The sequence below is a fragment of the Rothia sp. L_38 genome (genome assembly GCF_050689125.1).
Taxonomy (GTDB): domain Bacteria; phylum Actinomycetota; class Actinomycetes; order Actinomycetales; family Micrococcaceae; genus Rothia.
Window position 1 is genome coordinate 93,548 of the sequence record NZ_JBOEQD010000002.1, and the last position, 25,121, is coordinate 118,668.

The window sequence follows — 25,121 nt, forward strand, 5'->3', positions numbered from 1 at the left end:
GCGGGGTTATACGCTTAACGACGCGGGAAACCTCCGGGGTGCTAGCCGGTGTAGGTGGCGTCGTCGACGGGGGCGCCCCAGTTGACGAATTCGCCGTCCTCGTTGAAGGGGGTGACGGCGATGTGGGTCATGGGCCCGTCGCTAGTGGCACCGTGCCAGTGATTGACGCCGGGTTCGAAGAAGAAGGCTTCACCGGGCGTGAGGGTTTTGGGTTCCTGGCCTTCAAGCTGGTAGACGCAGATGCCGGAGGTCACCACGATGAGCTGGCCGACGTCGTGGGTGTGCCAGTTGGTGCGGGCTTCAGCCTCGAAGGTAACAGCCAGGGACTGTAGCTGGCTGCTGGGTGCCAGCGGGTGCATATAGGCCTGGCCGGTGAAAGAACCGGCAGGCGCGGGCTTGCCCTGCGGGAAGAGCTGATCTGAGGGAACGGATGATGCGGTCATGGGAATCTCCTGTGGTTGGCTTCTCCCATTATGGCTCGCAGAAACTAAAATTTGTAGACCAGATATGTATTTTACGACTTCCCTAGCGCACCAGGGTAGCCTGCTTGAAGCTGGGGTCAGGGGCGCAGGTCACCGCGTATTTAGTGGCGGCCAGCTCGTCGATTTTGACCACGTAGTTCTGCGTTTCAAAATAGGGCGGGATACCGCCGAATTCCTCCACGGCACCGGGTCCGGCGTTGTAGCCTGCCAGCACAATATCCTGAAGCGAAGTTTCAGCCGAGACATAGGGGGCTAGACGCTCAGAAAGATAGGCCAGGTAGCGGCCCTGGGCGGCGATGGAGTCTTCGGGGCTGTTGATGTCCCCCTCGCCCCAGATGTCCCAGGTGTCTTGGGTGAACTGGGCCAGGCCGTGGGCGCCTGCGTGGGACTGGGCGGTGGTGACCCAGCCTGATTCGGTTTCTAGCTGGGCTGCCAGCACGCCTGCGCGGAAACCAGAAACCTGGGCGGCAGCTTCAATGTCGTCCCGCAGTTCTGTGGGGGCGTAGGTCAGGTCGGTTTGCCCGCAGTAGTCCTCGTAGGTAGCAGAAAGCCCCGCGACACCGGCTGTCATCAGCACTGCTGATGCCACAATCTGCCAGTGCGCGACCAGTCCTGCGCCGATGCGCAGGGCTAGATTGGGCTTGGTGCGTTCACTTGTCATCAGGTCAAGACTACTGGAAAACCCTCCTACCCGTCAGGTGCTCACCTGCCCTACACGCCCTAGGGTGATGCACCCAACCCCGGCACTAGGGGCTACTGCCAGATGCCCGCTGGTGGCGGCGTCCGCGACTTTAAGCCAGCTCTAGCTGCCGGTGACGGTGATCTGCCCGCGGGCCCCGCGTTCGGCGGCGGCAAAGTTGTGGTTGACGAAGGTGTAGGTGCCCGGTTCGGTAAAGACCATTTCGACGAAGCCGCCCTGGGCGGCTGAAAGGTCGAGGGACTGGGCGCCGCCCCCGCTGGAACCAAATGCGTCTACGCCGTCCTGGAGCAGGTAGCCGCCTTCCTTGTAGACCGTGTCGAACTGGCTACCCACCACATGGAAGCTCAGTTCCCCGTTGGGCCCGGCATTGAGCACCCAGATGCGTACGCGCTCGCCGACGCGGGCGGTGAGGGGGTCGCGTAGGTACTGGGTGGCGTGGCCGTTGAAGAGGGTGAGGGTTGGGGTGCCAGCGGCGAGGCCTTCGGGGGAGATGTCGGTGAGGACGCCCTCGCCCGGGTTGGCGGTAGAGGTTCGGGTGCCCGTGGTTTCGGTCAGGGCTACCTCTGACTGCACCAGCAGGTATTCGCGGTCTACCTCGGGCAGGTCGGCGGGGTCGATAATGACCGCCCCAAACATTCCCGCTGCCAGGTGGGTACTCATGGGCATGGTGGAGCAGTGGTAGAGCCAGATGCCCGAGCGCACGGCTTCAAAACGGTAGGTGAGGGATTCACCGGGGGCGATGGTGCGCATAACCTCGTCGGGGGAGACGGTTCCGGCGTGGAAGTCTACCGAGTGCCCCATGCTCCCGTTGTTGACGAGTGTAATTTCAAAAATATCGCCCACGCGCCCGCGCAGGGTGGGGCCCATGTAGGAGCCGTTGAAGGTCCAGGCGTTGAGGTTGACCCCGGGGGCAATTTCGCGGGGGAGTTCTTGCACATCGAGGGTCTGGCGGTGCACGGTGCGGCCGTCCACGGTTTCTCCCTCGGGTACGGGGGCAAGGGCGGCGTTGCGGGTCTGGTAGTCATCAGAGATATCGCCCTGCAGGTCAATATCGGTGGGGGCTAGTACCGAGTTGGTCACCCCGCTGGTGCTGTGCCCGGCGTGGGCTGAACTGTCGGCGGCGCTGGTGCCCGCCTGGGCGGCGTCCGCCCCGCTTGCTACCACCGTGAAGGTCATGCCCATGGCCTTGTGCCCGACAACCGAGCACCAGCCCTCTAGGTCACCGGTGATGATGCCGACGTCCACGCTCTTGGTTGCCCCGGGGTCGATGCGGCCGGTGGTGGTTCCGTTGGAGAAGGTCAGGTCGTGGGCGTTCTTAGTATCGGTGTTGGTGACCTCAATGACCAGGCGGTTGCCTACCGGCACCTCTGCGGTGTCGGGGGTAAAGCGCATGTCGGCGGTGGCTTCGACGGCCAGGGTGGTGGTTTGGCCGGTGGCGATCCCGGCGGACGATGGCGCGGCAAGTCGTGCGCGTGCCGCCGGGTCAACCGCGACCCCTAAGGCTACGATCAGAGCCACAGCCAGAGCACCGATGAGGGCATTGCGCAGGTGGGGTACGGGAGTCGGTGTGAGCGCCTCGGGGTCGGGGGTGGGGGCCTCGCCGCGGGCCCGGGCCTGAATCATGGCCTTGCGCGCACTGACGGAGGCCCGCACCCCGCGCATCATGAGCGGGATGAAGGCGAAGAGGGTAAAGGCTCCGAGCAGGGAGGCGCCGGTGCGCACCCAAGAGCCGGTGAGGGAAACCGGCAGGATGAAGATGAGCAGGGAGAGGTTGACCATGACGGTGCGGCCCGCAGCGAAACGGTTGAACTCCTTGTTAGCGGCGCGGACGGCCTTGGGGCCGCCGCCCATACGGGCGGGCAGTAGGTAGGTCATGGCACCCAGCAGGGTTTGAGCCAGGAAGCCGGCAACAAACATGGGGGTGACCGGGCGCAGGGTCAGGGAGTCAAAGGGGGAGGTGGCCACCAGGTAGGCAGAGAAAAGGACGCCCGCGGTCAGCCAGACCATACCGGCAGCTACCGAGAAGGTCGCGTAGTCGGCAGGCTTCTTGGCGGCAGCGGTGCGCACCATGAGGGCAAGAACTAGCCCCAGGGCACCGGCGTAGAGCAGCAGGCCGGCAACAGCTAGCCAGGTGAGACCTGCCAGGGCGCCGGCCACGGTGAGCCCCAACCCTGCACACAGGCCTGCCAGGGCGCGGGTGGAGCGGACGACGGCGTCCGGCACCATGACCGTGCGCAGCATGGTCGGCCAGAGGGTCATCAGGGTACCCACCACCGTGATACCCACAAAGCCCAGCACATTGATAGCCTCGTGGGCCAGCAAAAGACGACCGTGCCAGGTGGCACTCAACCCGTCATAGGCCAGCAGAGCACCAAAAGTAGCGCCCACCGGCAGAAGCCAGGAGGCCGCAATGTAGTAGCGAATCGTCACCCCAAAGCGGGCAGGTAGGGCAGCACGCATCTGCTGCAGCAGGGCAACCCCGTGCCAGGTCACCGTAGCGCCCACGCCCACCGATCCGAGCACCGTCAGCGGGTAGAGAGAAAAGACCACACCCACCATCAGCACCACCATCGAGGCGTTGAGGGCATAGATACGGACCAGCTGCACCGGTCGAGCGGTATCGGGGAGCTTGTGCTTGAGCAGGGCCTCGGTGAAATGCTGGGACCAGACCAGAATCGAGTTGGTAATCAGACCCAGGGTGACCATGTGAACCATCAGCCAGAGGGATTCAGGGATCCACCTGTGGGTCATGAGCACGATGAAGAGGGCGAACATCCACACTGATACCGGCTTAGATGCCTTCCGATGCCAGGTGCGGCGGCCGCTGGCGATATCGCGGGCCTGCTGGTCGGTGACCGGTGCACCGGGAGCGTCGAGCGGACGCGCCCCCAGGGTCAGCTGCTCACGGTAACCGGGCCGGGGTGCGGCGTCCTTCTCAGGCATCTCAACTCCAAAAACTCGTATGCGTAATGCCGATTATATCAGTCTGGTTTTACGATGAGATGGCTCAGCATTGGGCATACCTCTGCCTATCGACCCTCTTGCTCCTCGCCTGGGGGCTCGTCGCAATTCACGCCAGCCCCGGCCAATAGGCTTCGGTATGCCCAATGCTTGCTAGTAACCGCACCGGTAAACTGAACAGTATGACCCTAGCTATCGTGATAACCCTTATATCCGCCTTGCTGATTGGCCTAGGCATCGTAGGTATTGTCTACCCCATTTTGCCCGGCTCCTTCGCAGTTCTCGGTGGCACCTTGCTGTGGGGGCTGACCCTGCGCGGGCCTGAAGGCTGGTGGCTACTGGGTCTAGGCCTACCCATCCTGCTTGCAGGTATGGCCGCCCAGGCTGTACTAACGGGCAAAACCCTCAAACAGCGAGCCATCCCTAACCGCTCCATCCTCTGGGGCGTGCTCGGCGCGGTCATTGGTATGTTCGTCATCCCCGTCGTTGGCCTCTTTGTTGGCTTTGCCCTTGCCCTGCTACTGAGTGAGACCGTGCGCAACCAGGGTGATATCGCCACCTCCGCTGGAAGTACCCTGGCTGCCCTCAAATCGATGGGCATCGGCATCCTCATCGAACTAGCCGCCGCCCTGACCACCGGAACCATCTTCACGATCTGCGCCATCACCTACTTCATCACCGCCTAACCGCAACCCGGTACCCGCATCTATTGAGTGAGCAGGTCGGTTATTTGCGCTAGGATCTCGGTTGGGGGAGCGCTCAGGTCGATACCGCGAATATGAATCCGTTTTCCTGCCTGAGTTGTCAACATCTCGGGTTCTGCACGTTCACCGTAGATAAGGGTGACATCATCTAGTTTCAGAGTATCTGCGTATGCGTTGAGCTGGTAGATATCGTTGAGTTTAGGATTAGCCTGCTTGTATTTCGTGTCCATCGCAAATCGGATATCGTGGTGGTGCTTCACGATGATATCGGGGCGGATATTTCGCCCTTCCCCCTTGTCACTACTCACAAACGGAGTGGAAAGTTGACCTTGCACCGTAAAATCTGAGGTCTGCTTCTGGAGAGCTTTGACCACGAAGCCTTCAAAGAGCTGAGGCATATCCAGAAGAAACCCTCGGGCAGGAATACTCCCTAGGGCGGTGTCGATACCTCGATGGCTAAGAAAGATACCGGCAAGGTTGAGTGCTTTTTGATAAGACGTAGTGAGTCTTGCCCCCTGGTGAGCGGGCAGAGGCTGACCCGGGTGAAGCGGGACTACCCCGATAAAGCGTGACAGGAGAGCACGAATTCGTGGCAAAAGCTGCACAGCCCCGTCATCATGAGGCACTAACATTTCTGCTTCAATGAGGGCAGAGAGCAGAATACGGTTCTCAGATATATTGTTGCTGTACTCGTCGAATGAGACCTCAAGAGGGTAAAGCATGCCATGATGGCGGCTGAACTGTTCTGCGGTTCTTATCCTGCCACGGAGATAGGGTAAGGACTCTTCGGCGTGCCAGTAGCCACTGATGAGCCCCTGACGAGTAGCGTCTTCAATGAGGGTGCATAAAAGGCTCATCATGGCTGAGGTCAATGTCTGCCCTTCAAGGGCTACCTCCTCGGGGCGCCAGTCAATACCGGTAGATGAGTAATCGAGCATCCAGAGCAGGGATCGTATGGGGAGCTTGGGCTCAATATGAATGACAAGGTTATCAACAGCCACGATTCCAGCTACATTCTCGACCTGTAAGTCGTAGGTTCCTGGAACATAGCTGGGCTGTACGGAGGCGATTTTCTGGTCGATGAGCCAGCGAGCCTGGGGCGTTGAGAGTTCAACAGCCCGGTGGGCTCCTGCTTCTTTGAGCTTGAGGGAACGCATAGGTTTTTTACTGAGCTAGTTCAGAGAGAATGGTGTTTAACGCAAAGCGTTCCCGGGTGCCGGTCTGCCCGTAGAAGTATTCGTCCAGAAGTGGCAGAATCTCTGAGTCCCAGATAAGTTTGAGTCCTTCTTCGGTAAAGGCCTCCTTACGCATGAAGTATGACGGACCAACTTTAAGATCTGGGTTGGGGATTCGCCGGTTGAGTTCCTTCCACGCGTCAAGGACAACACCTGAAAGGTTTTGCTTGCGAGCCCACAGTTCAAGGACGTTGGCTGTCGGCTCTTGTTCTGGGTGGAGATTGAAGAATGCAAATCGGCGGCGCATGGCTGAATCAACGAGAGCGATTGACCGGTCTGCGGTGTTCATCGTTCCAATGATGTAGAGATTAGCTGGTAGCGAGAACTGGTCTTGGGAGTACATGAGGTCTACGGCGTGGTCACGGTATTCCAAGAGAAAGTAGAGTTCACCGAAGATACGTGCTAAGTTACCTCGATTGATTTCGTCGATAATAAGGAAGAAATTTTGGTCAGGTTGCTCAGCCGCGGCTTCGGCTAGTTGCCTTAAAGGTCCCTGCCGTAACTGTAGTGAAGTGGTGCCACTGACATGGTCGAGTACTGGGCGGAAGCCTTCAAAAAAGTCTTCATAGGTGTAGGCCGGGTGAAACTGAACGAGTTTGACTCGGTTTTCAGCCCCGGCGAGAATTCGTGCAAGACGACGCGCCAGATATGTTTTACCGGTACCCGGTGGGCCTTGCAAAATCACCTGATGGCGCTGGCCAAGTACACTGATAAAGCGATCAAGCCACTGCTGGGAGACATTGAGGTTGTTCGCAGTTTTGTCGGGCAGCATGAGTTCTGGAGCTGGTTCTATGGCTTCACCACTCATATCGGTGGTGTCTGTAGCTGATACTTGCTGATCGCTGGTATCGCTGCTTGCCTCGCCAGCCCACTCTTCACTATCGAGGTAGAAGTGCCAGTCCTCAGAGCGACGTTCTTCAGCGATTCGCTGACGAATAAGGGCAGCCTGTCGTTGCCATGAGAGGTCTTGCTCATCGTCTTCGAGCTGACCTACAAAGTGTGTGGTGATTTTTCTGAGATGGTCAGTTGAAATAATTGGCTCAAAAAATTGTGGTGCTAGAAGGTAGCAGAGGGCTTTTTGAAACCCCGCGTACCCCTTGCCTTCTACATCATCTACCAAGGAGTAGATAGTATTCTCAATTTCGTCTGGAGTTGAGAGCCGTCGTTGACGCTCCTCTAAGGAGAGACGGCTAAAAGCTTGGCCGAACTGAATCGCAAAAGCGAAGTGTCCCCACCGGTAGTTGTTGTATCCAAGACCTCCATTAAAAATGCCGGCTCGAAGTGTAGTTGTAATTTCTCGGGTTAAACCAACGGCAGGGTCGCAGCCGGCAAGTACAGAGTTAGTATTCTCTAGCTTGCGCTCTTGACCAACGTTTCCAAGGGGGAGCATATCGAGAATATAAATTTCAGCAAATAGCTGCCGAGCTTGTGAAGTCACACCGCTGAGTTGAATGTTGATTTTACTTTCAAAAGATCCTCTGGTCTCATCCAAACTGAGAACATACGCATTGTAGAGCTCATCGAAATATTGAGGAATCCATATGCGTTCGCCGGTCAGAATCGACTGTTGACCGATGAGGGAAATATCTTTGAACTGTTGGGCAAGGGCTTCTACTGCCTCATAATTCCCGTATGCCATGGATATCCTTTCGTCAGTATTGATATAAAGCTACCCTCCTTGACGATGCAGAACTAGAACATCAAGTAATTTCTGGAAGAATTACTTCTCAAGATTCTGGAGAATATGTGAAAGCGCAGGTGGCGCTCAAACAGCCCACAGTCTCAGCGAAGCTACCCGGTAAACTATTGACCCGTGAAAACACTTCCTGCATCCCTACTCCTTGCCGCCACCGCCATCGTCCAGGCCCTCGGTATCTTCCGCTACACCGAAGACACCATGGCTCTTTCCGGTCAAATCTTCTTCCCCGTGCTCTTTGCGCTCATGGCCATCTACATCACCTGGCGCAACAAAGAAAACAACGGTGCCTTCCCCCTCGCCCACATCATCATCGCAGCCCTCGCCGTTGTAGCCCTGGGCGCCACCATCGCCGGTTGGAGCGCCAGCCTCTACTACTTCTACCCCTCCTACTACGTCTTCTATGCAGCCCTTGGCCTACTCGTTCTCGAACTCGCCCTGCGCATCGCCGCCCTGCCCAAGAAGCCCGCCGCTGAACCCTCCGAGGAGGTCGGCCGCCGTCTGCCCGGCCGCGCCAAGACTAAGCGCGGCACTAACCTGGTCGCCGTCCGCAAGACCGCAGACCAGGACGCCACCAGCCCCGCCCCTGCCCAGCAGACAGACACCGGCACGGCGGCGTCCGCCCCCACCGAAAAGTAGCCGCAGGTGCCCCTCTTTAGCCTCACCGATCGCCTACCCGCCCGGAACATCATCTGGCCGGCCCTCACCGGCATCTTCTTTGTAGCGGTCATGCAGTGGCACATCCGCCACTCCATGATCCTCAACGGCCAAGACTTCGAGGTCTACCGCACCGGCGCAGGTGTGGTCTTCGGCGACCTCTACCCCGGCAAAACCCTCTACAACTACTATCTCGAGGACGGGCAGCCCATCACCCTGCCCTTCACCTACCCGCCCTTCGCGGTCATGGTCTTCGCCCCCTTCGCCTTCCTCCCCCTGTGGGCAGGCGCCGGGCTCATGACCCTGCTGGCCGTGCTTGCAGCCCTGTGGGTATCGGTGCTCATTCTCAACCACGCGCGTGCTCGCGGTATCACCGTTCCCGGGGAAGCCCTGCTGGGGAGCCGCTCACTGGTCGTGGTGCTAGCTACCTGCATCACCATGTTCAGCCCCTGGGACCGCGGCATTGGACTGGCTCAGATCAACGCCCTGATCCTGCTGCTGGTGCTCATTGACCTGCTGCGCCCGGCAACCAGAGTGCCCCGCGGCGTGCTCATCGGCATTGCCGGTGGCATCAAGCTCACCCCGCTAGCCTTCGGCCTGATTCTGCTCATGCGCCGGGACATCAAGGGCGTGCTCACCCTTGGAGCCACCTTCGCAGCCACGGTTGCCGCCGGTTTTATCTTCATGCCAGCCACCGCCCGCGAGTTCTGGTTCTTCGCCATCTCAGACCCCTCCCGCGTAGGCAATATCTCTTATGTAGATAACATCTCCACCCTGGGCTGGCTCCTGCACCTGGGTCTGGCTGAGGGGCCGCTCCTATCGGCCCTGCGCTACGGTCTTATCCTTGCCCTGCTGGTGGGTGTAGCCTACCTGATCCCGGTGTTGCACCGCCGCGGCATGGTGCTCTCCCAGATAGCCCTCAACGGGTTCTTGATGATGGCCATGTCGCCCATTTCCTGGTCCCACCACAACATCTGGCTACCCCTGCTCATTGCCGCCTTCTGGCTGGATGCCTTCCCCACCTTCTTCGCCCTAGCTCCTCGGGTGGTACGCCTGCTGGCCGGTGCCCTGACGATCGTCGGCTTCGCCGGGCTCATCTACGGGCCTATGCGCATCGGCATTCGCCTTGACCCTGCCACCCACAACCTGGACGAGCTCAGCAGAACTGCCCTGGCGGCGTCCTCTGCCCCCATCATTTGCCTCACCGCAGCGGTGCTGCTCTGGGTAGCGGTTGCGGTGCGCTACCGGCGGGCCCTGGCTGTCTAGCGCCTCGAACCGGTTTATGACGCGGACGCCCGCCCTCCCCTTGCACGGGGTAGGGCGGGTTTCGCTAGGGTAGAGGCATGAGCACTCCCAACGAGCCTCGTATTCCCTGGCAGACACCCGCCCCCAATCCACCGCAGACTGTGGCACCGGGCTACGGGCCGGCGTCCGCCCACCCGCAGGGGCAGGTGCCCCACCCGCTAGCAACCCACCCGAACCCGGTGCCCCTGCCGCCGGTCGGCTGGCGCCCCGGCTATCGGCAGGAGAAGCAGAATCTGGGCTATCACCGGCTTTCCCACGCCGACCCTAAAGGTGCCTGGTGGAAGCCCCTGGTTGAAGCCGTCATCGGGGTGCCTCTCTACCTGGTGCTCTCCCTGCTGCTGGTTGTTGCCTTCTTCTTCGTGCTCCTGCTGGGCCTTGACCCCGCTCTGCCCGCTGACCCCAGCTACCTCATCCTCGCTGCGAGCCCGGGAATCCTTGAACAAGAGGCCCTACGGAGCCCCGCCACTTTCGTCTTCCTCTTCGGGTCTGTAGCCCTCATGTTCCCTGCCCTCTGGCTTGCCCGCCTGATTCTTGGGCCTAAGCCCTGGGGCCTGATTCACTCGGTCACCGGGCGTATGCGCTGGGGCTGGCTGGCTACCTGCTTTGGGATAGCAGCCCTGCTCATTGTGGCCCTGCCCCTCGCCTTTGATATGGCCCTGGGGGCCCGCTACGTTCCCAGCACGACCCTGCCGGTGAGCGGCCTCATTGCTATGCTGGTTGCTATCGCCCTGGTGGTGCCGGTGCAGGCCTACGCCGAAGAACTGGTCTTCCGCGGCTACCTTATGCAGACCATCGGCCGCTGGCTGAAACACCCCGCCTGGGCCATCGTGATTCCGGCCCCGCTCTTTATGCTGGGGCACCTCTACGACCTGTGGGGTCAGCTCTCTGTACTGGTCATGGGTTTGGCTGCCGGGTACATCACCTGGCGCACCGGCGGGCTCGAAGCGGCGATCGCCCTACACATGGTCAACAACCTGCTGGCCATGAGCTTCGGTGTGCTGGGTATGGCCGACCCCTTCCTGCAGGAAGGTTCCACCGTGGGCATGTTCATCTCGTCGCTGGTGTCGAACGGCCTGTTCGTGCTGGTCGTTATCTGGGCGGCGAACCGTCGCAGGCTAGAACGCACCCGCCCAGCCCTGGTCTGGGTCAAGGAAAGCCACCCTGAAGAGCCGCAGCCTGTCCGGTAAAATGTGGTCTATGACTCTTTCACAGACTTTCGATGCCCGAACCAACATTGATGACCTAGCCGCCTTCGTCACCGCGTCCCCCACCTCCTTCCACGCGGCGACCGAGGCCGCCCGCCGCCTGACCGCCGCCGGTTTCACAGAGCTGAGCGAGCAGGACGCCTGGGGCAGCACAACTGCGACCGGCAAGCACTTTGTGGTGCGCGACGGAGCCATCATCGCCTGGGTGGGCACCGAAGCCCACGAAAGCTACCGGGTGCTGGGCGCCCACACCGACTCCCCGGGCTTCAAGGTCAAGCCCAAGTCCTCCGTGCGCACCCTGACCTGGAATCAGGTGGGGGTCGAAGTCTACGGCGGGCCCCTGCTCAACTCCTGGCTCGACCGCGAACTGCGCCTGGCCGGGCGTCTCACCATCCTGGTCGACGGGGAACTCGAAACCCGCCTGGTCGCCACCGGGCCAATCGCCCGCGTCCCCCAGCTCGCCATCCACCTGGACCGCGCCGCCAACGAGGGCCTCAAACTCGATAAGCAGGGTAACCTCTACCCCGTCTGGGGCTTCGGCGACTCCACCGGCGACGTCCTTGCCTACCTGGCCGAACGCGTCGAGGGCGGGCCTATCGACCCCGAAACCATCGTGGGCTACGACCTCATGTTCGCCGACTCCGCCGAACCCCGCGTCTTCGGTGAAAACGACGAGCTCTTTGCATCGGGTCGCCTGGACAACCTCAGCTCCGTCCACGCCGGCCTCACCGCCCTCATCCGCTACGCTGAGGCCGGGGTAGAGTCAGCCCAGACCGCCGTGCTCGCCGCCTTTGACCACGAAGAAATCGGCTCAGAATCGCGCTCCGGGGCTGCCGGACCCTTCCTTGAGGACGTCCTGGTTCGACTCTCCGAAGCCCGCGGCGAGTCCGCCGAAGCCTACCGCCGCTCCATCTCTGAGTCGGTCTGCCTCTCCTCGGATGCTGGCCACCTGGTGCACCCCAACTACACCGGGCACCACGACCCGACCGTCCGTCCCGTGCCCGGCGGCGGGCCCCTGCTCAAAATCAACGCCAACCAGCGTTACGCCACCGACGCCGTCGGTGCCGGAATCTTCGCCCAGGCATGCGCCCTGGCCAAGGTGCCCTACCAGGAGTTCGTCTCCAACAACAACGTGCCCTGTGGCTCCACCATCGGCCCCATCACCGCCACCCGCCTGGGTATGCGCACCGTGGACGTTGGCGTCGGACTGCTCTCCATGCATTCGGCCCGCGAACTCACCACCGTAGCCGACATGGCCCACCTGACCCGCGCGATTGAGGGGTTCTACCGGGTCTAACGCGGAAAGAAGCGACGAAGGTTCACAGTGAAGCTGCTGGCTCGATGAAGTGAGCGGGTGCGAGCACGCGAGTATACAAGAGCGAACGGAATCCGCCGCAAGGCGGGGCGTGAGGGTCAGGCTTGCGCCTATTCCGCCCGCAGATTTATATTCCTCGCGCGCTCGGAATCTGCTGAGCTCCATCCAGCGTGAGCCTGTGTAACCTGCTGAATAAGGGCGGGTGGCTAGGCCGGGTGCTGCGACATAATCGAAATTCGGTTAGCCGCGTTCATAGAAATCGCTAGCCACTGCACGGCACTGTACTGCTCGTCAGTGAGCACACCCCGGGCGTAGGTGCGGGCAAAGTCGCGGTCCTCGGGGCAGGGGAGCTTGGTAACGGTTTCAGCCAGGAAGAGCGCCGCCTTTTCAGTGAGGCTGTATTCGCTGCTTTCCTCCCAGACGCTCACCAGGGCCCGACGGTTCTCGCTCAGACCCGCCTTGATGGCTCGCTTTGTGTGCACCTTCAGGCAGTAGGCGCAGCCGTTAATCTGCGAGATGCGCAGGCAGACCAGTTCGATGAGCTGGTCATCAAGGCCCGCTGCGCGGGCTGACTCGCCTGCCTGCTTGCTCAGTGCACCAAAGGCTGCCCAGGCTGCCGGGTCGGATTTATCGAGATAAAACTCTTTGGGTGTATCAGACATAGCACCAGCTTACTTGCCCGGCTCTCTAGCAAGCAGCTAGACGGGACGGCCCGGGGCGAGCCGGTAATCTAGAGGTGCCCCCGTGAAGAGAGGTAGCCGTGAACCACATCCCCGAATCGCCCCGTACCGGTGGGGTGCGCGTCCGTCCGCCCGCTGCGCTTAAGGACGCCCCCGCGCCCGCTCCATCCCCCGGCGAGCTTGCGGGGCTACGGGCCCGTCTGGCTCGCGCCAGCTTCACGGGCTTTCTGGTTTTTGTGGCAATGTGGCTGGTCAACGCGCAGTCCCTCACTAACCCCGTGGATAGCGCCGTCTGGCAGGCGTCGCTGACCTGGCGCACGGGCACGCTCGATGCCTTTTTCTCGGTGCTCACCCAGGCCTTCAACACCCTGCCCATGACGATCTATGTACTGGTGGCCCTGGGGTTCTTTATCTGGCGCTACCGCTCTACCTGGCCCCTGGCGACCCTGGGCGTAACCATGATTCTGGCCCCGCTCACTGTCACCCTCATCAAAAACCTTGTGGACCGTCCGCGTCCCTCCCTCACGCACCGCCTCGTTGAGGAGCTGACTTTCTCGTTCCCGTCGGGGCATTCCACCAGCACCGCTGCCTTCTGTGCTGCCCTCTTCCTCACCGCCTACCCCGCCCTGACGCAGCGAGGACGCCGCGCCCTGGGAGTAGGGCTCGGCGTCCTCGCGGTGACCATCGGGTTTTCCCGTATCTATGTGGGGGTGCACTGGGCTACCGACGTGGTTGGCGGCCTAGCCCTGGGCCTGGCAATCGCCTGCCTGGTGCACCTGGCCGTTTTTACTGCCTATACCAGGAATCAAAAATCGTGACCGGGGTGGTGCGCTTATGGCGCGACCGCAAGAACCTACCTTCGATGTTTTCTGCTGCCGCCGGGTCGATGTCCTTGCCTTCGAGGTAGTCGTCAATCTGGTCGTAGGTGACGCCCAGCTCGTCCTCGTCGGTGCGGCCTGGCTTACCGTCGAGCAGGTCGGCCGTGGGTACCTTCTCCCACAGACGGGTATCGGCGCCCAGTACCTTGAGCAGGGCCCGATTCTGGCGCTTATTCAGACCAAAGAGGGGCATGATGTCAGCTCCACCGTCACCGAACTTGGTAAAGAAGCCGGTGACAGCCTCAGCGCCGTGATCGGTGCCGACCACCAGCAGGTTCTTCTCACCCGCCAGGGCGTACTGGGCAATCATGCGGGCACGGGCCTTCACGTTGCCCTTGTTGAAGTCAGCGATGGGGCGGCCGGTCGCGGTAGCAAAAGCGGACTCGAAGCCGTCAACAGCCTCTGCAATGTTATAGGTGACGGTCTGCTGGGGCATGATGAAGCGCAGGGCAGCCTGGGCGTCGTCCTCGTCGGCCTGCACCTTGTAGGGTAGGCGGACGGCAATAAACTCAGCCTCAACACCCTCTAGCTCCAGCTGCTCTACAGCCAGCTGGCACAGGCGTCCGGCCAGGGTGGAATCCAGCCCGCCTGAAATGCCCAGCACAAAACCGCGGGTGCCGGTGGCTTTGAGATAGTCCACGAGGAATTGGACGCGCTTGCGCACCTCCTCAGCCGGGTCGATGGAGGGCTTCACGCCCAGTTCTTCAATGATGTGAGCCTGTAAATCGCGCATGACTCTATGCTACTGCCCGGCATGCCCCGGTCTTACCGTTAGGACGTAACGCGCCGGTTAACTCTCCACCCAGAGTATGAACTCGCATACGCATGTATCTGCCTATACCCACTTGAGCCCGTCTGTTGACTACAGTGAAAAGTAGAACACTGACGACGAAGGAGATACAACCATGACTGAACAGAACCAGAACCCCTACGGTAACTACGGCAATCAGAATGGGCCAGGGCCTAACTTTTCTACCCCAACCTACGACGCCTACGGCAACGTCATTCCGGCTGATGCTAAGAGCCTGGCTACGTTCGCCCACCTCTCAGGTCTGCTGGGCCTGGTACTGACCGCATCTTTCGCGAGCTTTGTGGGCCCTCTAATTTTCTGGGCAATTTACAAGGATAAGCCGGGGTACGCCTTTGTGCGTGTAGCTGCTGCCGGTGCCTTTAACTTCAGCTTCACCCTCTGGATCATCAATACCGCCGCCTGGGTGCTGACATTTGCGACCTTCGGGCTGGCAGGACTATTTACCTGGATCGTCTTCATCGCGGTATGGGTAGCCCTGATTGTTGTGCACATTCTTGCAGCGGTGAAGGCCAATAACGGTGAAGTTTTCACCTACCCCATGACCCTCACCGTGCTGAAATAAAGCCCTAACGAGAAAGTTCGTCGAGCAGGGCCCTGACGCGGCTATCAATATCGTCGCGAATCAGGGCCATACGCTCTGCACCCTCAATACCCTGGTGGGAAGGCTCTACCGTTTCCCAACGCTCAGTCTTAGCCAGGATCTCAGGGTCATCGGTTTCAAGCTGGGCAGCAGCCCCCACAATAACGATGCGGTCTGCGGCAGCTAGATCCCCAGCGGATGCGAACTTGGGGGTACCTGTGCTCATATCGGCCCCAATTTCGGCCAGTGAAGCGGCCGACTCAGAGTTCACCGCACTACCCACCGCAGCCTTGGTGCCCGCAGAAGTTGCGCGCACGCGTCCTTGCGCATGGAGGTTCATCAGGGCCTCAGCCATCTGCGACTTACCCTTGTTGGACTGGCAGATAAAAAGGACGCTGGGGGTGGGGTTCACGGGGCCTCCTCGGGGCTGGTGCGGGTGGGCTACTACCCACCCTGGTGAGACGCGTACAGAGACGACCTTACCGCCTCTTGCTTAACATCGCATGAATTCTTCAACGACCTGTCTAGCAGACTGAGCCGCTCTACAGCGAAAGCACGCGGAACAGGGCCCTACCACCTGCCAGGTATGCCCAAAAACTCATTTATCTGCACCCGGCAAAAGTGTTATGTTGATTCGTCTGAACTTTTAACACTCACAGTTGGAGATCCCCCGCTTGACTTCACACGACGCCTACCTCAACGCAGCCGTTGACCCCGAACTCAACCCCGTCTTCCCCCGCATCGACTTCCGCTACCTCTCAGAAGCCGACATGATTGCGGCGGGCGTAGAAGACGTCGCCGCCTGCACCGATGCCATGGAAGAAGCCCTGGCCCTGCACGCCCGCGGCGACTACCGCATGGCCGGCCACAACGGCGAATCCCACGGCGCTAAGGTACAGTTCCCCGTCAACCCTGCCCACGAAGGCATGCCCGCCGACGGCCCCGACCGCCGCTACGTCGCCATGCCCGCCTACCTGGGCGGCTCCTTCCGCACCATGGGCGTCAAAACCTACGCTTCTAACATCGACAACCGCGAGATTGGCCTACCCCGCTCCATTCTCATGCTCACCCTCAACGACGCGACCTCCGGCGCCCCCCTGGCCTACATGAGCGCCAACCTGCTCTCGGCCTACCGCACCGGCTGCGCCTCCGGCGTCGGCGCCCGCCGCTTCGCCCCCAAGAACGCCAAGGTGCTCGGCCTGCTGGGCCCCGGCGTCATCGCCAAAGCAACCGTCGCAGCCCTCATCGAAGCCCGCCCCACCGTCGACACCATCAAGGTGCTCGGCCGCTCCCAAAAAGGCATCGACACCTTCATCAGCTGGGCTGAAGAGACCTACCCCGGCATGAACGTCATCGCCGTTGAGGAACTCGAAGAGGTTGTGCGCGACTCTGACATCGTCACCTTCTGCACCTCGATTCACGTGGGCGACCCCGAAACCTACCCCACCGTCCGCCGCGAATGGGTCAAGCCCGGCGCCTTCTTCGCCATGCCCGCCGCCTGCAACCTCGACGAAGGCATGTTTGAACCTGACGTGCGTAAACTCGTCGACAACGCCGGTATGTACGACGCCTGGGCCGAAGAAACCGAACCCGGCAAGTCCCACAACTACGTCTCCATCGTCGGCTGCAAGTTCAACGACCGCATCCACAACGGCCTCATGGCCCCTGAAGAACTACGCGACATGGGCGAAGCCCTCAACCACCCTGCCCCCGAGGACGACGAAGAAAAAATCACCGTCTACTCCGTCGGCGGCATGCCCATCGAGGACGTCGCCTGGGGTACCGTGGTCTACCGTAACGCCGTCCGTAAGGGCATTGGCACCGTCCTGAACCTCTGGGACGTCCCTGCAATGTCCTAGCCCTCGGGCACGCAAAAGGACGCCGGTGAGTAGTTCACCGGCGTCCTTTTAGTTAAGCGGGGGTGCGGGGGACGGGCGTGCTGGAAGCCTGCTGGCTCGGGGCTGGCGTGAATCGCTGCGAGCCCCCCAGGGCGAGCTGCGAGAGGGTCAGCAGGCGGAAGCACGGCCGTCCCCGCACCTTATATAGCTTCTTCTACCAGATACGCACGCGCTCCTCCGGTGCCAGGTAGAGGGTGTTCTCGGGCTGCACATCGAAGGCGGTGTAGAACTCGTTGATGTTGCGAACCACTCCATTGACGCGGAACTCCTCGGGGGAGTGCGGGTCGATGGCCAGGAACATCTCGGCGGTCTGCGGGCGGGTCTTCATACGCCAGCCCTGGGCCCAGGAGATAAAGACGCGCTGGGCGGCGGTCAGACCGTCGATGACGGGGGCGGTCTCGAGGGTGAGGCCCTGGCGTTCCAGGTAAATCTGGTAGGCCTTGAGCGCGATGGAGAGGCCACCCAGGTCACCGATGTTTTCGCCCAGGGTCAGCTCGCCGTTGACGGTGAACTTCTCGGGGTCTAGGCCGGTGGGGGTGTAGCCGTTGTACTGCTCCACCAGGGCCTTGGTGCGGGCGGTGAATTCTTCGCGGTCGGCGTCCGTCCACCAGTTGTTGAGCGCGCCGGTGCCGTCGTACTTGGAGCCCTGGTCGTCGAAGCCGTGGCCGATCTCGTGGCCAATGACGCCGCCGATAGCGCCGTAGTTGACGGCGGCGTCCGCGTCCACATCGAAGTAGGGGGCCTGCAAGATTGCGGCGGGGAAGACGATTTCGTTGGCCGGGGGCATGTAGTAGGCGTTGACGGTCTGCGGGGTCATGAGCCACTCGGTCTTGTCAACGGGCTCGTTGATGCGGTTGATCTGGAACTCGTGCTCGAAGACGCCCGAGCGGCGCAGGTTTTCGAAGAGGTCGTCGGTCAGTTCCAGGGCGGAGTAGTCGCGCCACTTATCGGGGTAGCCGATCTTGGTGACGAACTTGCTGAGCTTCTCGAGGGCGCGGGCGCGGGTTTCGTCGGTCATCCAGTCCAGGTCGGTGATGGAACGGCGGTAGGCTTCAAGCAGGTCGTCGACCAGTTCCATCATCTTGGCCTTGTGGGTGGGCGGGAAGTGAATGGCCACGTATTCCTTGCCCAGCTCCTCACCCAGGGAGCCTTCGACCAGGCCGACGCCGCGCTTCCAGCGGTCGCGCAGTTCTTCGGAGCCTGAGAGGGTGCGGCCGTAGAAGTCAAAGTTCTCTTCGACGATGGCCTGGTTCAGGTAGGGGGCGCGGGAGTGGGCCATGTGCCAGATGTACCAGAGCTTCCAGATGAAGAGGGGGGCGGTGGTCCATAGCTGGGCGGCTGCCTCAAAGTAGGAGGGCTGGTTGACCACAACGGTGCCGGCCTTCTCGGTGGAAATGCCCATGCCTGCCAGCCAGGTGGTGAAGGGGAAGCCGGGGAACTTCTCATCTAGCTCGGCGGCGTCGACCGGGTTGTAGCGGGCATCGGCGTCGCGGGTGCGCACGTTATCCCAGTGGTGGGAGGCGATTTCAGTTTCGTGGGCGAAGACGGCGCGGGCGGCGTCCGCCGGTTCAAGTCCGAAGTTCTCTGCCAGGCCGGTTAGCTCAAACATACGTTCAATGTGGGCGACGTAAGCCTCGCGTAGGTCGGTGTACTTCTCGTCGCGGTAGTAGGACTCATCGGGCAGACCCAGGCCGGTCTGCGCCAGGTAGAGCACGTACTTCTCGGGGTTCTTGGCGTCGATGCTGGTGTACCAGCCGAAGGGGCCGCCGTGGCCCTGGCGGTCAAGTTCAGCCATCACGCGCACGAAGTCGTCGGGGGTAGCTGCCTCCAGAACCGGCTGCACTTCGGCGTGCAGCGGGGCGGCGGCGTCCGCCTCAATTTTCTCGGTGTTCATGAAGGAGGAGTAGAGGGCGCCAATGCGTGAGGACGGCTGCTCGGCGGCGAACTTCTCGACGATGTCGCGCACGTGTTCCTCGGCTGCATCGCGCAGGAAGTACATGCCGCCGTCGCGGGATCGGTCGGCGGGGATTTCGTGGGAGTCGTACCAGGTGCCGTTGACGTGGCGGAAGAAGTCGTCAGCGGGGTTGGTGGTGGGGTCAAGGAAGCTAGTGTCGATACCTGAGTTAGTCATATCACCTAGTTTAGGGGTGCGGACGCCACCCGTCAGGTGCCCTGCGCGGGTTCGGCTCAGAGCGTGAGGGGGAGGGGCTCTAGCTCACCCAGTTCACCACTCGTAGCGCCTCAACCCGTTCGAATTCCCGCTCGTTATTCGTTACTATCACCAGCCCACGGCTCCGTGCGTGGGCTGCGATGTGAAGATCGTTCTCGCCAATGATGCGACCTGTCTTTTGCAGCGTAGCCTTGATATCACCAAACTGAGCTGCGGCGTCCATGTCGTAGGGCAGCACGGTGAGTCGTGATAAAAAATCCTCAACCACGCGCATATTTTGCTCAGGCTTAGCGCTTTTTGCTGCACCAAAAAACAGTTCGGCTGCTGTAATACTGCTGACGCACAAGCGGCTAGCGTTTTGGTTGAAAGTATCGAGAATTTCGGGTGGGCGCCGTTTCATCACATAAATCACGATATTGGTGTCGAGCATATAGGTCAGCATTAGAAGTCCTCGCGCTCAGGTTGGCTTCCGTCATCGCGGGAGCTCATAAAATCATCCGTTACGGCGGGAGCATCCGGGGCGAAGAAGCTGTCCCATACTGCTCCTTCCGGGGCTATGATGCGCTCCAAACCTACTTTGCGTACATTGACTTTTTTGACGTTTTCGCTAAAACGCATATGTGCGGGCAAGCGAACTGCCTGGGTTCTGTTGTTCATAAAAACTGTTGACTGAGTCATGAGAAACCTCCTGCTATATACATTAAATGTATACCTATATTGCTGAGGTGAACAGAGCGTGAGGGGGCGTAACCAAACCGTGCCGCGCTTGGGGTGGCGCGTGACCGGGACTACGCTTAGACGGTAAGAACACTGATAACTGGAAGGTGAACCATGGGCAAGAAGCCAGAACTCAGCAAGGAACTCAAGCGCTCGAGCGACAAGGCACAAAAGCGTTACGTGAAGGCATATGCCAAGGCCCTGGACAAGTACGGCGATGAAAAGAAGGCCCGCAAGAAGGCCCAGAAGAAACTTGAGAAGAAGTACGAGCTGGTGGGCAAGAAGTACGAAAAGATTGCCGACAAGCCCCAGCCTGCCCCCAAGGGTAAAGACAAGGGTAAGGACGCCGCCACCCCCGCTGCCGGTAAAGGTAAGAAGAAAGCTGAGAAGGTAAAGGCAGAGAAGAAGGTAGAACAGAAAAAGTCCGGCAAGAAGGACTCAAAGAAGAAAGCTAAGAATAACAAGAAGAGCGCAGCCCAACGTGAGGCTGAGCTGATTCTGGCTGATGTAACCGAGGCCGGGGAAGAAACTGCCGGCTACGAAGAGATTCTTGATGCTGAGAGCCTGGAGCCCGGTGATCTTGAAGCGTTCGAGGGTGAGGAAGAAGCCCCCGAGCTGGATGCTCCCGATGCCGTGACCGAGGTTGGAGAAGATGAGGGACTGGCTCCCGAAGAAGCCGACGAGCCTGAAGAAGCCGAAGAGCTCTACGAGGAAACCTTCGCCAGCGCCGACCCTGCTGACTTCGACGAAGACCTGACCACCGAACCCCTGGCCGAGGCGCCTGCCCAGGAGGATGCGGCGTCCGCCCCTGACCAGCAGGACGACGACCAGACCTTCCTGGTTGCAGAGGTACGCCCCTTGGCGGAGCTCACCCGCGCCGAGCTCTACGAGCTGGCCAAGCAGCTTGAGGTGCCGGGCCGCTCGTCCATGAACAAGGGTGATCTGCTGATTGCGGTACGCGCCGCTCAGTAGAAAAGTCAAAAAGCCACTGATAGGGGATCGGGGAAACCTGGTCCTCTTTTGGTTACCAGTATTCGCTCTAGCAAGCTCTGGCTACCCGGTGGCCTGTCCAATAAAATCCCATGTGACCTGGGTCTGTGAGCAATCAGCTATTTTGCTACATAACTGCAAAGAGTAGGCTTAACGCCTATGTCTTCTACGCAAACACACTCTCACCCCGAAACTGGAGCGCACTCGGTCACCGAACCGGCAGCGCACACCGCATCAATGCCCGTCGCCCATAAACTAGAGCGCCACGAGTTCCTGCTCCTGGCCATCATGGTGATTGCGGCCTTCGTGCTGATTCTGAATGAAACCCTGCTGGGCGTGGCCCTGCCCGACATCATGGCAGACCTGAACATCAGCGCCTCGACCGCCCAGTGGACCTCCACCGGCTTCATGCTGACCATGGCCGTGGTGACTCCGGCTTCCGGTTTCATCATCTCCCGCTACTCTATTCGCACCGTCTTTGTCGCAGCCATGGCGCTCTTCTCCGTCGGTACCCTGGTGGCAGCTACCGCCCCCGGCATCGCCCTCTTGCTGGTCGGACGTGTGCTCCAGGCTGGCGGTACCGGCGTGATGATCCCCCTGCTCATGACCACCATGATGCGCCTGGTTGCCCCCAGCAAAATCGGTCAGGCTATGGGCATCATCGGCATGGTTATCTCAGCTGCTCCCGCAGCCGGCCCGACTGTCTCAGGCATCATTCTGAACGCCGCTAGCTGGCGCTGGCTCTTCTGGCTGATTCTGCCCATCGGCATTATCGCTCTGCTAATCGGGCTGCGTCTGGCACCTGCTGAGAAGCCCGAAGGCACCTCACAGAAACTCGACATCTTCTCCATCGTGCTTTCCACCCTGGGATTCGGCGGTCTGGTCTTGGGCCTGTCATCTATGGGCGGAGATTCCTCCCACGGCGGCGCTCACCTGCCCGTCAACCCCTGGGTTGTTGTAGCGGCAGCTGCGGTGCTCCTCGCTATTTTCGTACACCGCCAGATTCAGCTGCAGGACCGCGGCCCTTTCATGGATATGCGTATCTTCCGCGCCCGCCCCTTCACCCTCACCGTCATTATGACCTCTCTGGGTATGGGCGTCATGCTGGGAACCGCAATTCTGATTCCCCTCTACGCCGCCAACGTGCTGGGCATGAGCGCCCTGCAGACCGGTCTGATGCTGTTGCCCGGTGGTGTACTCATGGCAGTCTTGAGCCCCGTCGTGGGTCGCCTGTCGGACCGCTTCGGTGCCCGCACCCTGGTGGTTCCCGGCGCAGTTCTCTTTAGCGCCTCTATCTGGCTGATGAGCACCTTCAGCGCCACCACCCCGGTCTGGTACCTGGTGGCCACCTACATGCTCATGACCTTCGCCCTGCCACTCATTAACACCCCTCTGATGTCGCTGGGTCTGGGCTCTCTGGGGCACGAGCTCCATGCTTTTGGTTCTTCGGCTATGACCACCTTCCAGCAGGTCTCGGGCGCCGCCGCGACCGCCCTCTTTGTGGCTTTACTGGGCATCGGTGCAGCAGCCCACGGTGGCACCGGCACCGAGGCTTACATGGCAGGTGTACACCTTGCCTTCCTGGTGGCAGCTTTTATGTCACTGGGCTCTATCGTGGTGGCCCTACTGGTACCCGCAGGTAAGCAGGTAGCTGGCTCTGCACCCATGGTTCACTAGATGATTCACTAGAGCTAGCACCGGATCGCTAAGTCCCGGTAATCCCTGATCAGAAGGACGCCGCCACCCACCCTCCTGCCAGGCGGCAGGGAGGGCGGGGGGCGGCGTCCTTTTTGCTTACCCCTAGACCGCTACGGTGAGGCTGGCTCGTACAGCCTCGGTAGCGGCAACCAGAGACTCGATGGAAGCCTTGGTCTCCTTGTAGGCGCGGGTCTTCAGGCCGCAGTCGGGGTTAACCCAGAGCTGACGGGCGGGGATATGCTCCAGGGCAGTAGCCAGCAGTTTCTCGACCTCGTCGACCTGGGGCACACGCGGGGAGTGGATGTCCCACACGCCGGGGCCGATGCCACGGTCGAAGCTCTCGGGCACGTCGGCCAGTAGCTCCAGGCGGGAGCGGGCTGCCTCAATCGAGGTGACATCGGCGTTCAGGGCATCGATTGCCCCAAAAATCTCGTTGAACTCCGAGTAGCACAGGTGGGTGTGGATCTGGGTTGAGTCGGCCACCTGCGAGGTCGCCAGGCGGAAGGCACCGACCGACCAGTCGAGGTAGGCAGCCTGATCCTCGGCGCGCAGGGGGAGCAGCTCGCGCAGAGCGGGCTCATCCACCTGAATAATGCGGGTGCCTGCTGCCTCAAGGTCAGCAATCTCATCGGCCAGGGCCAGCGCAACCTGGGTCGCGGTCGCCGCCAGAGGCTGGTCATCGCGCACAAACGACCAGGCCAGAATCGTCACCGGGCCGGTGAGCATACCCTTGACCGGCTTATCGGTCTGCTGCTGCGCGAAGCTAATCCACGGCACCGTAAAGGCCTCACCGCGAGTACCCGCACCGCTACGCTTCACATCGCCCCACAGAATTGAGGGGCGGGTACAGCGCGACCCGTAGGACTGCACCCAGCCGTGCTCGGTCGGCGCAAACCCATCGAAGTTCTCCGCAAAATACTGCACCATATCGTTACGCTCAGCTTCACCGTGCACCAGCACATCCAGCCCCAGACGCTCCTGGAAGTCAATCACACAGCGAATCTCCTCCCGCAGGTGAGCGTCGAGCTCTTCCCTGGTCAGCGCACCCTTGCGGTAGTCCGCCCGCAGGGAACGAATATGACCGGTCTGCGGGAAAGACCCGATGGTGGTGGTCGGCAGCAGGGGCAGGTTCAGGTCCTCCTGGGCCTGCTGACGCACCTGAGCGGACGGACGCTGGTAGTTCTCGGGGGTAACGGAGAGGGTGCGCTCGCGGATGCAGGGGTCGTTGACTCCGCTGGACTGGGCGCGCGCTGCCAGCGCTGCCTTGGCCTGTTCAACCTCGGAGGCGATAGCCTTGGGCCCCTCAGCGAGCCCCCGAGCGAGCAGGGTAACTTCGCTGACCTTCTGGTGGGCAAAGGCCAGCCAGCTGGTGAGCTTCTGGTCGAGCCCGGTTTCCAGGTCAAGGTCGTAGGGAACGTGCTGCAGGGAGGTTGAGGTTGAGACGGACGCCGCCCCTATCGCCTGCAGGGCGTGGAGGGAGGCTGCCAGGTCGTTGCGCCAGATATTGCGGCCGTTTACCACACCTGCCACCAGCAGGGGAGCCGAATCGCCGCCGAAGAGGCGGGGGAGAGCGTCCTGATCATAGCCGGTAGATACCAGGTCAAGGTGCAGGGCCTCTACGCCCGAAGCGGCCAGGGGTTCCAGCAGGCCGGCCAGGTTGCCGTAGGGGCTAGTGACCAGCAGGGAGGGGCGGTCAGAGAGCTGGGTGAGCTCCCCGTAGGTCTTCTCAATGAGCTGCGCCAGCTCGGCTTCACTCACAGCCTGGTCGGCACCCAGGGCGGGTTCGTTGAACTGAACCCAGCGCACACCGCGGCCAGCCAGGTGGGCGAGCAGATCCCGATAGAGGGGCAGCAGGTCTGCCAGGCGGTCAAGGGGAGCGAAGTCGGCGGGGGAGCCGTCCTCTGCCTTTGCCAGGAGCAGGTAGGTGAGGGGCCCGGTGATGCTGGGGCGGGCGGACGTCCCCGCCGCCTCAGCGGCTGCCAGCAGGTCATCGAGAGCTTCGGTGTTGAGGGTAAAGCCGGTGGTCGGGCCGATTTCTGGCACCAGGTAGTGGTAGTTGGTGTCGAACCACTTGGTCAGCTCCAGCGGGGGCAGGTGCTCGGTGCCGCGGGCCAGGGCGAAGTAGCCGTCCAGGTCGATCAGGCCGCGGTCGTCGCGTACCGACTCGAAGCGGGCGGGCAGGGCGGTGAAGAGGCGGGTGGTATCGAGCACCTGGTCGTAGAAGGAGAAGTCCGCGGGAATAGCGTAGTCGTCGGTCAGGCCGCGCTCGGTGAGGGTGCGGTAGGCGTCCTGCTGAATCTTCTGGGCGGTCTGCTCCAGCTCGTCCTGGTCGGACTTACCCGCCCAGTAGGCTTCAACAGCGCGCTTGAGTTCGCGGCGGGCGCCGATACGGGGGTAGCCGGTGATGGTTGCGGTGGGGAAAACTGTGGTCATGGTGGT

22 protein-coding genes are annotated in these 25,121 nt (G+C 61.2%); 10 read left to right on the plus strand and 12 right to left on the minus strand.

Features of this window, described 5'->3' with window-relative positions:
• Nucleotides 1-41 precede the first annotated feature (41 nt).
• The 3 genes from ACRCJM_RS01730 to ACRCJM_RS01740 all read right to left on the minus strand — a co-directional run bounded on the left by ACRCJM_RS01730 (nt 42) and on the right by ACRCJM_RS01740 (nt 4,125).
• Nucleotides 42-443: a cupin domain-containing protein gene (locus ACRCJM_RS01730; RefSeq protein WP_431463562.1), complete on the minus strand. Its 402-nt coding sequence runs from the start codon at nt 441-443 to the stop codon at nt 42-44.
• Between the two features lie 82 nt (nt 444-525).
• Nucleotides 526-1,143, minus strand: a complete 618-nt coding sequence (locus ACRCJM_RS01735) for a lytic transglycosylase domain-containing protein (RefSeq protein WP_431463563.1) — start codon at nt 1,141-1,143, stop codon at nt 526-528.
• A 141-nt stretch (nt 1,144-1,284) separates the two neighbouring features.
• Nucleotides 1,285-4,125: a multicopper oxidase domain-containing protein gene (locus ACRCJM_RS01740; protein ID WP_431463564.1), complete on the minus strand. Its 2,841-nt coding sequence runs from the start codon at nt 4,123-4,125 to the stop codon at nt 1,285-1,287.
• 200 nt (nt 4,126-4,325) lie between these two features.
• On the opposite strand from ACRCJM_RS01740, the gene ACRCJM_RS01745 reads away from it, so the two are divergent.
• Nucleotides 4,326-4,829 (plus strand): DUF456 domain-containing protein, encoded by a 504-nt coding sequence (locus ACRCJM_RS01745; RefSeq protein WP_431463565.1) that lies wholly within the window; start codon nt 4,326-4,328, stop codon nt 4,827-4,829.
• A 20-nt stretch (nt 4,830-4,849) separates the two neighbouring features.
• Here the strand turns inward: ACRCJM_RS01745 and ACRCJM_RS01750 are convergent, their stop codons facing one another.
• On the minus strand, nt 4,850-6,004 hold the full coding sequence (locus tag ACRCJM_RS01750; protein WP_431463566.1) for an McrC family protein: 1,155 nt from the start codon (nt 6,002-6,004) through the stop codon (nt 4,850-4,852).
• Between the two features lie 7 nt (nt 6,005-6,011).
• Nucleotides 6,012-7,721 carry an McrB family protein gene (locus ACRCJM_RS01755; protein ID WP_431463567.1) on the minus strand — a complete coding sequence of 570 codons (1,710 nt, stop codon included), beginning with the start codon at nt 7,719-7,721 and terminating at the stop codon, nt 6,012-6,014.
• 174 nt (nt 7,722-7,895) lie between these two features.
• Between ACRCJM_RS01755 and ACRCJM_RS01760 the strand changes: the two genes are divergently transcribed.
• From ACRCJM_RS01760 to ACRCJM_RS01775, 4 genes are all read left to right on the plus strand, one after another.
• Entirely contained in the window at nt 7,896-8,417 is a 522-nt protein-coding gene (locus ACRCJM_RS01760; protein WP_431463568.1) for a hypothetical protein, read from the plus strand.
• A gap of 6 nt (nt 8,418-8,423) precedes the next feature.
• Nucleotides 8,424-9,701, plus strand: a complete 1,278-nt coding sequence (locus tag ACRCJM_RS01765; protein ID WP_431463569.1) for a glycosyltransferase 87 family protein — start codon at nt 8,424-8,426, stop codon at nt 9,699-9,701.
• Nucleotides 9,702-9,778: 77 nt separating this feature from the next.
• Complete coding sequence (locus tag ACRCJM_RS01770; RefSeq protein ID WP_431463570.1) at nt 9,779-10,927, plus strand: CPBP family intramembrane glutamic endopeptidase; 1,149 nt, start codon at nt 9,779-9,781, stop codon at nt 10,925-10,927.
• Nucleotides 10,928-10,937: 10 nt separating this feature from the next.
• The gene (locus tag ACRCJM_RS01775) at nt 10,938-12,242 is read left to right on the plus strand and encodes a M18 family aminopeptidase (protein WP_431463571.1); all 1,305 of its coding nucleotides are present in this window, start codon (nt 10,938-10,940) and stop codon (nt 12,240-12,242) included.
• A gap of 224 nt (nt 12,243-12,466) precedes the next feature.
• Here ACRCJM_RS01775 and ACRCJM_RS01780 read toward each other — a convergent pair whose 3' ends face one another.
• A complete protein-coding gene (locus tag ACRCJM_RS01780) occupies nt 12,467-12,922 on the minus strand; it encodes a carboxymuconolactone decarboxylase family protein (RefSeq protein WP_237186266.1) in 456 nt (151 codons plus the stop codon).
• A 98-nt stretch (nt 12,923-13,020) separates the two neighbouring features.
• On the opposite strand from ACRCJM_RS01780, the gene ACRCJM_RS01785 reads away from it, so the two are divergent.
• Nucleotides 13,021-13,758: a phosphatase PAP2 family protein gene (locus ACRCJM_RS01785; RefSeq protein WP_431463572.1), complete on the plus strand. Its 738-nt coding sequence runs from the start codon at nt 13,021-13,023 to the stop codon at nt 13,756-13,758.
• Here ACRCJM_RS01785 and nadE read toward each other — a convergent pair.
• On the minus strand, nt 13,727-14,551 hold the full coding sequence (nadE, locus tag ACRCJM_RS01790) for an ammonia-dependent NAD(+) synthetase (RefSeq protein WP_237242648.1): 825 nt from the start codon (nt 14,549-14,551) through the stop codon (nt 13,727-13,729). The genes ACRCJM_RS01785 and nadE overlap by 32 nt on opposite strands.
• Nucleotides 14,552-14,723: 172 nt before the next feature.
• Here nadE and ACRCJM_RS01795 point away from each other — a divergent pair, with 172 nt between their 5' ends.
• A complete protein-coding gene (locus tag ACRCJM_RS01795; protein WP_431463573.1) occupies nt 14,724-15,191 on the plus strand; it encodes a DUF4870 domain-containing protein in 468 nt (155 codons plus the stop codon).
• A gap of 4 nt (nt 15,192-15,195) precedes the next feature.
• On the opposite strand, the gene ACRCJM_RS01800 is transcribed toward ACRCJM_RS01795, so the two are convergent.
• On the minus strand, nt 15,196-15,621 hold the full coding sequence (locus ACRCJM_RS01800) for a low molecular weight phosphatase family protein (protein WP_431463574.1): 426 nt from the start codon (nt 15,619-15,621) through the stop codon (nt 15,196-15,198).
• Between the two features lie 262 nt (nt 15,622-15,883).
• On the opposite strand from ACRCJM_RS01800, the gene ACRCJM_RS01805 reads away from it, so the two are divergent.
• The gene (locus ACRCJM_RS01805) at nt 15,884-17,068 is read left to right on the plus strand and encodes a tyramine oxidase subunit B (protein WP_377125495.1); all 1,185 of its coding nucleotides are present in this window, start codon (nt 15,884-15,886) and stop codon (nt 17,066-17,068) included.
• A 193-nt stretch (nt 17,069-17,261) separates the two neighbouring features.
• Here ACRCJM_RS01805 and ACRCJM_RS01810 read toward each other — a convergent pair whose 3' ends face one another.
• From ACRCJM_RS01810 to vapB, 3 genes are all read right to left on the minus strand, one after another.
• The gene (locus tag ACRCJM_RS01810; protein WP_431463575.1) at nt 17,262-19,238 is read right to left on the minus strand and encodes a M13 family metallopeptidase; all 1,977 of its coding nucleotides are present in this window, start codon (nt 19,236-19,238) and stop codon (nt 17,262-17,264) included.
• A gap of 79 nt (nt 19,239-19,317) precedes the next feature.
• On the minus strand, nt 19,318-19,719 hold the full coding sequence (gene vapC / locus ACRCJM_RS01815; RefSeq protein ID WP_237196680.1) for a type II toxin-antitoxin system tRNA(fMet)-specific endonuclease VapC: 402 nt from the start codon (nt 19,717-19,719) through the stop codon (nt 19,318-19,320).
• Nucleotides 19,719-19,955: a type II toxin-antitoxin system VapB family antitoxin gene (gene vapB, locus ACRCJM_RS01820; RefSeq protein ID WP_237199244.1), complete on the minus strand. Its 237-nt coding sequence runs from the start codon at nt 19,953-19,955 to the stop codon at nt 19,719-19,721. Before vapB ends, vapC begins: the two co-directional genes overlap by 1 nt.
• Nucleotides 19,956-20,108: 153 nt before the next feature.
• Here vapB and ACRCJM_RS01825 point away from each other — a divergent pair, with 153 nt between their 5' ends.
• Entirely contained in the window at nt 20,109-20,966 is an 858-nt protein-coding gene (locus ACRCJM_RS01825) for a Rho termination factor N-terminal domain-containing protein (protein ID WP_431463576.1), read from the plus strand.
• 177 nt (nt 20,967-21,143) lie between these two features.
• Nucleotides 21,144-22,661 carry an MDR family MFS transporter gene (locus ACRCJM_RS01830; protein WP_431463577.1) on the plus strand — a complete coding sequence of 506 codons (1,518 nt, stop codon included), beginning with the start codon at nt 21,144-21,146 and terminating at the stop codon, nt 22,659-22,661.
• 123 nt (nt 22,662-22,784) lie between these two features.
• On the opposite strand, the gene metE is transcribed toward ACRCJM_RS01830, so the two are convergent.
• Nucleotides 22,785-25,115: a 5-methyltetrahydropteroyltriglutamate--homocysteine S-methyltransferase gene (gene metE / locus ACRCJM_RS01835; RefSeq protein ID WP_431463578.1), complete on the minus strand. Its 2,331-nt coding sequence runs from the start codon at nt 25,113-25,115 to the stop codon at nt 22,785-22,787.
• Between the last annotated feature and the right edge of the window lie 6 nt (nt 25,116-25,121).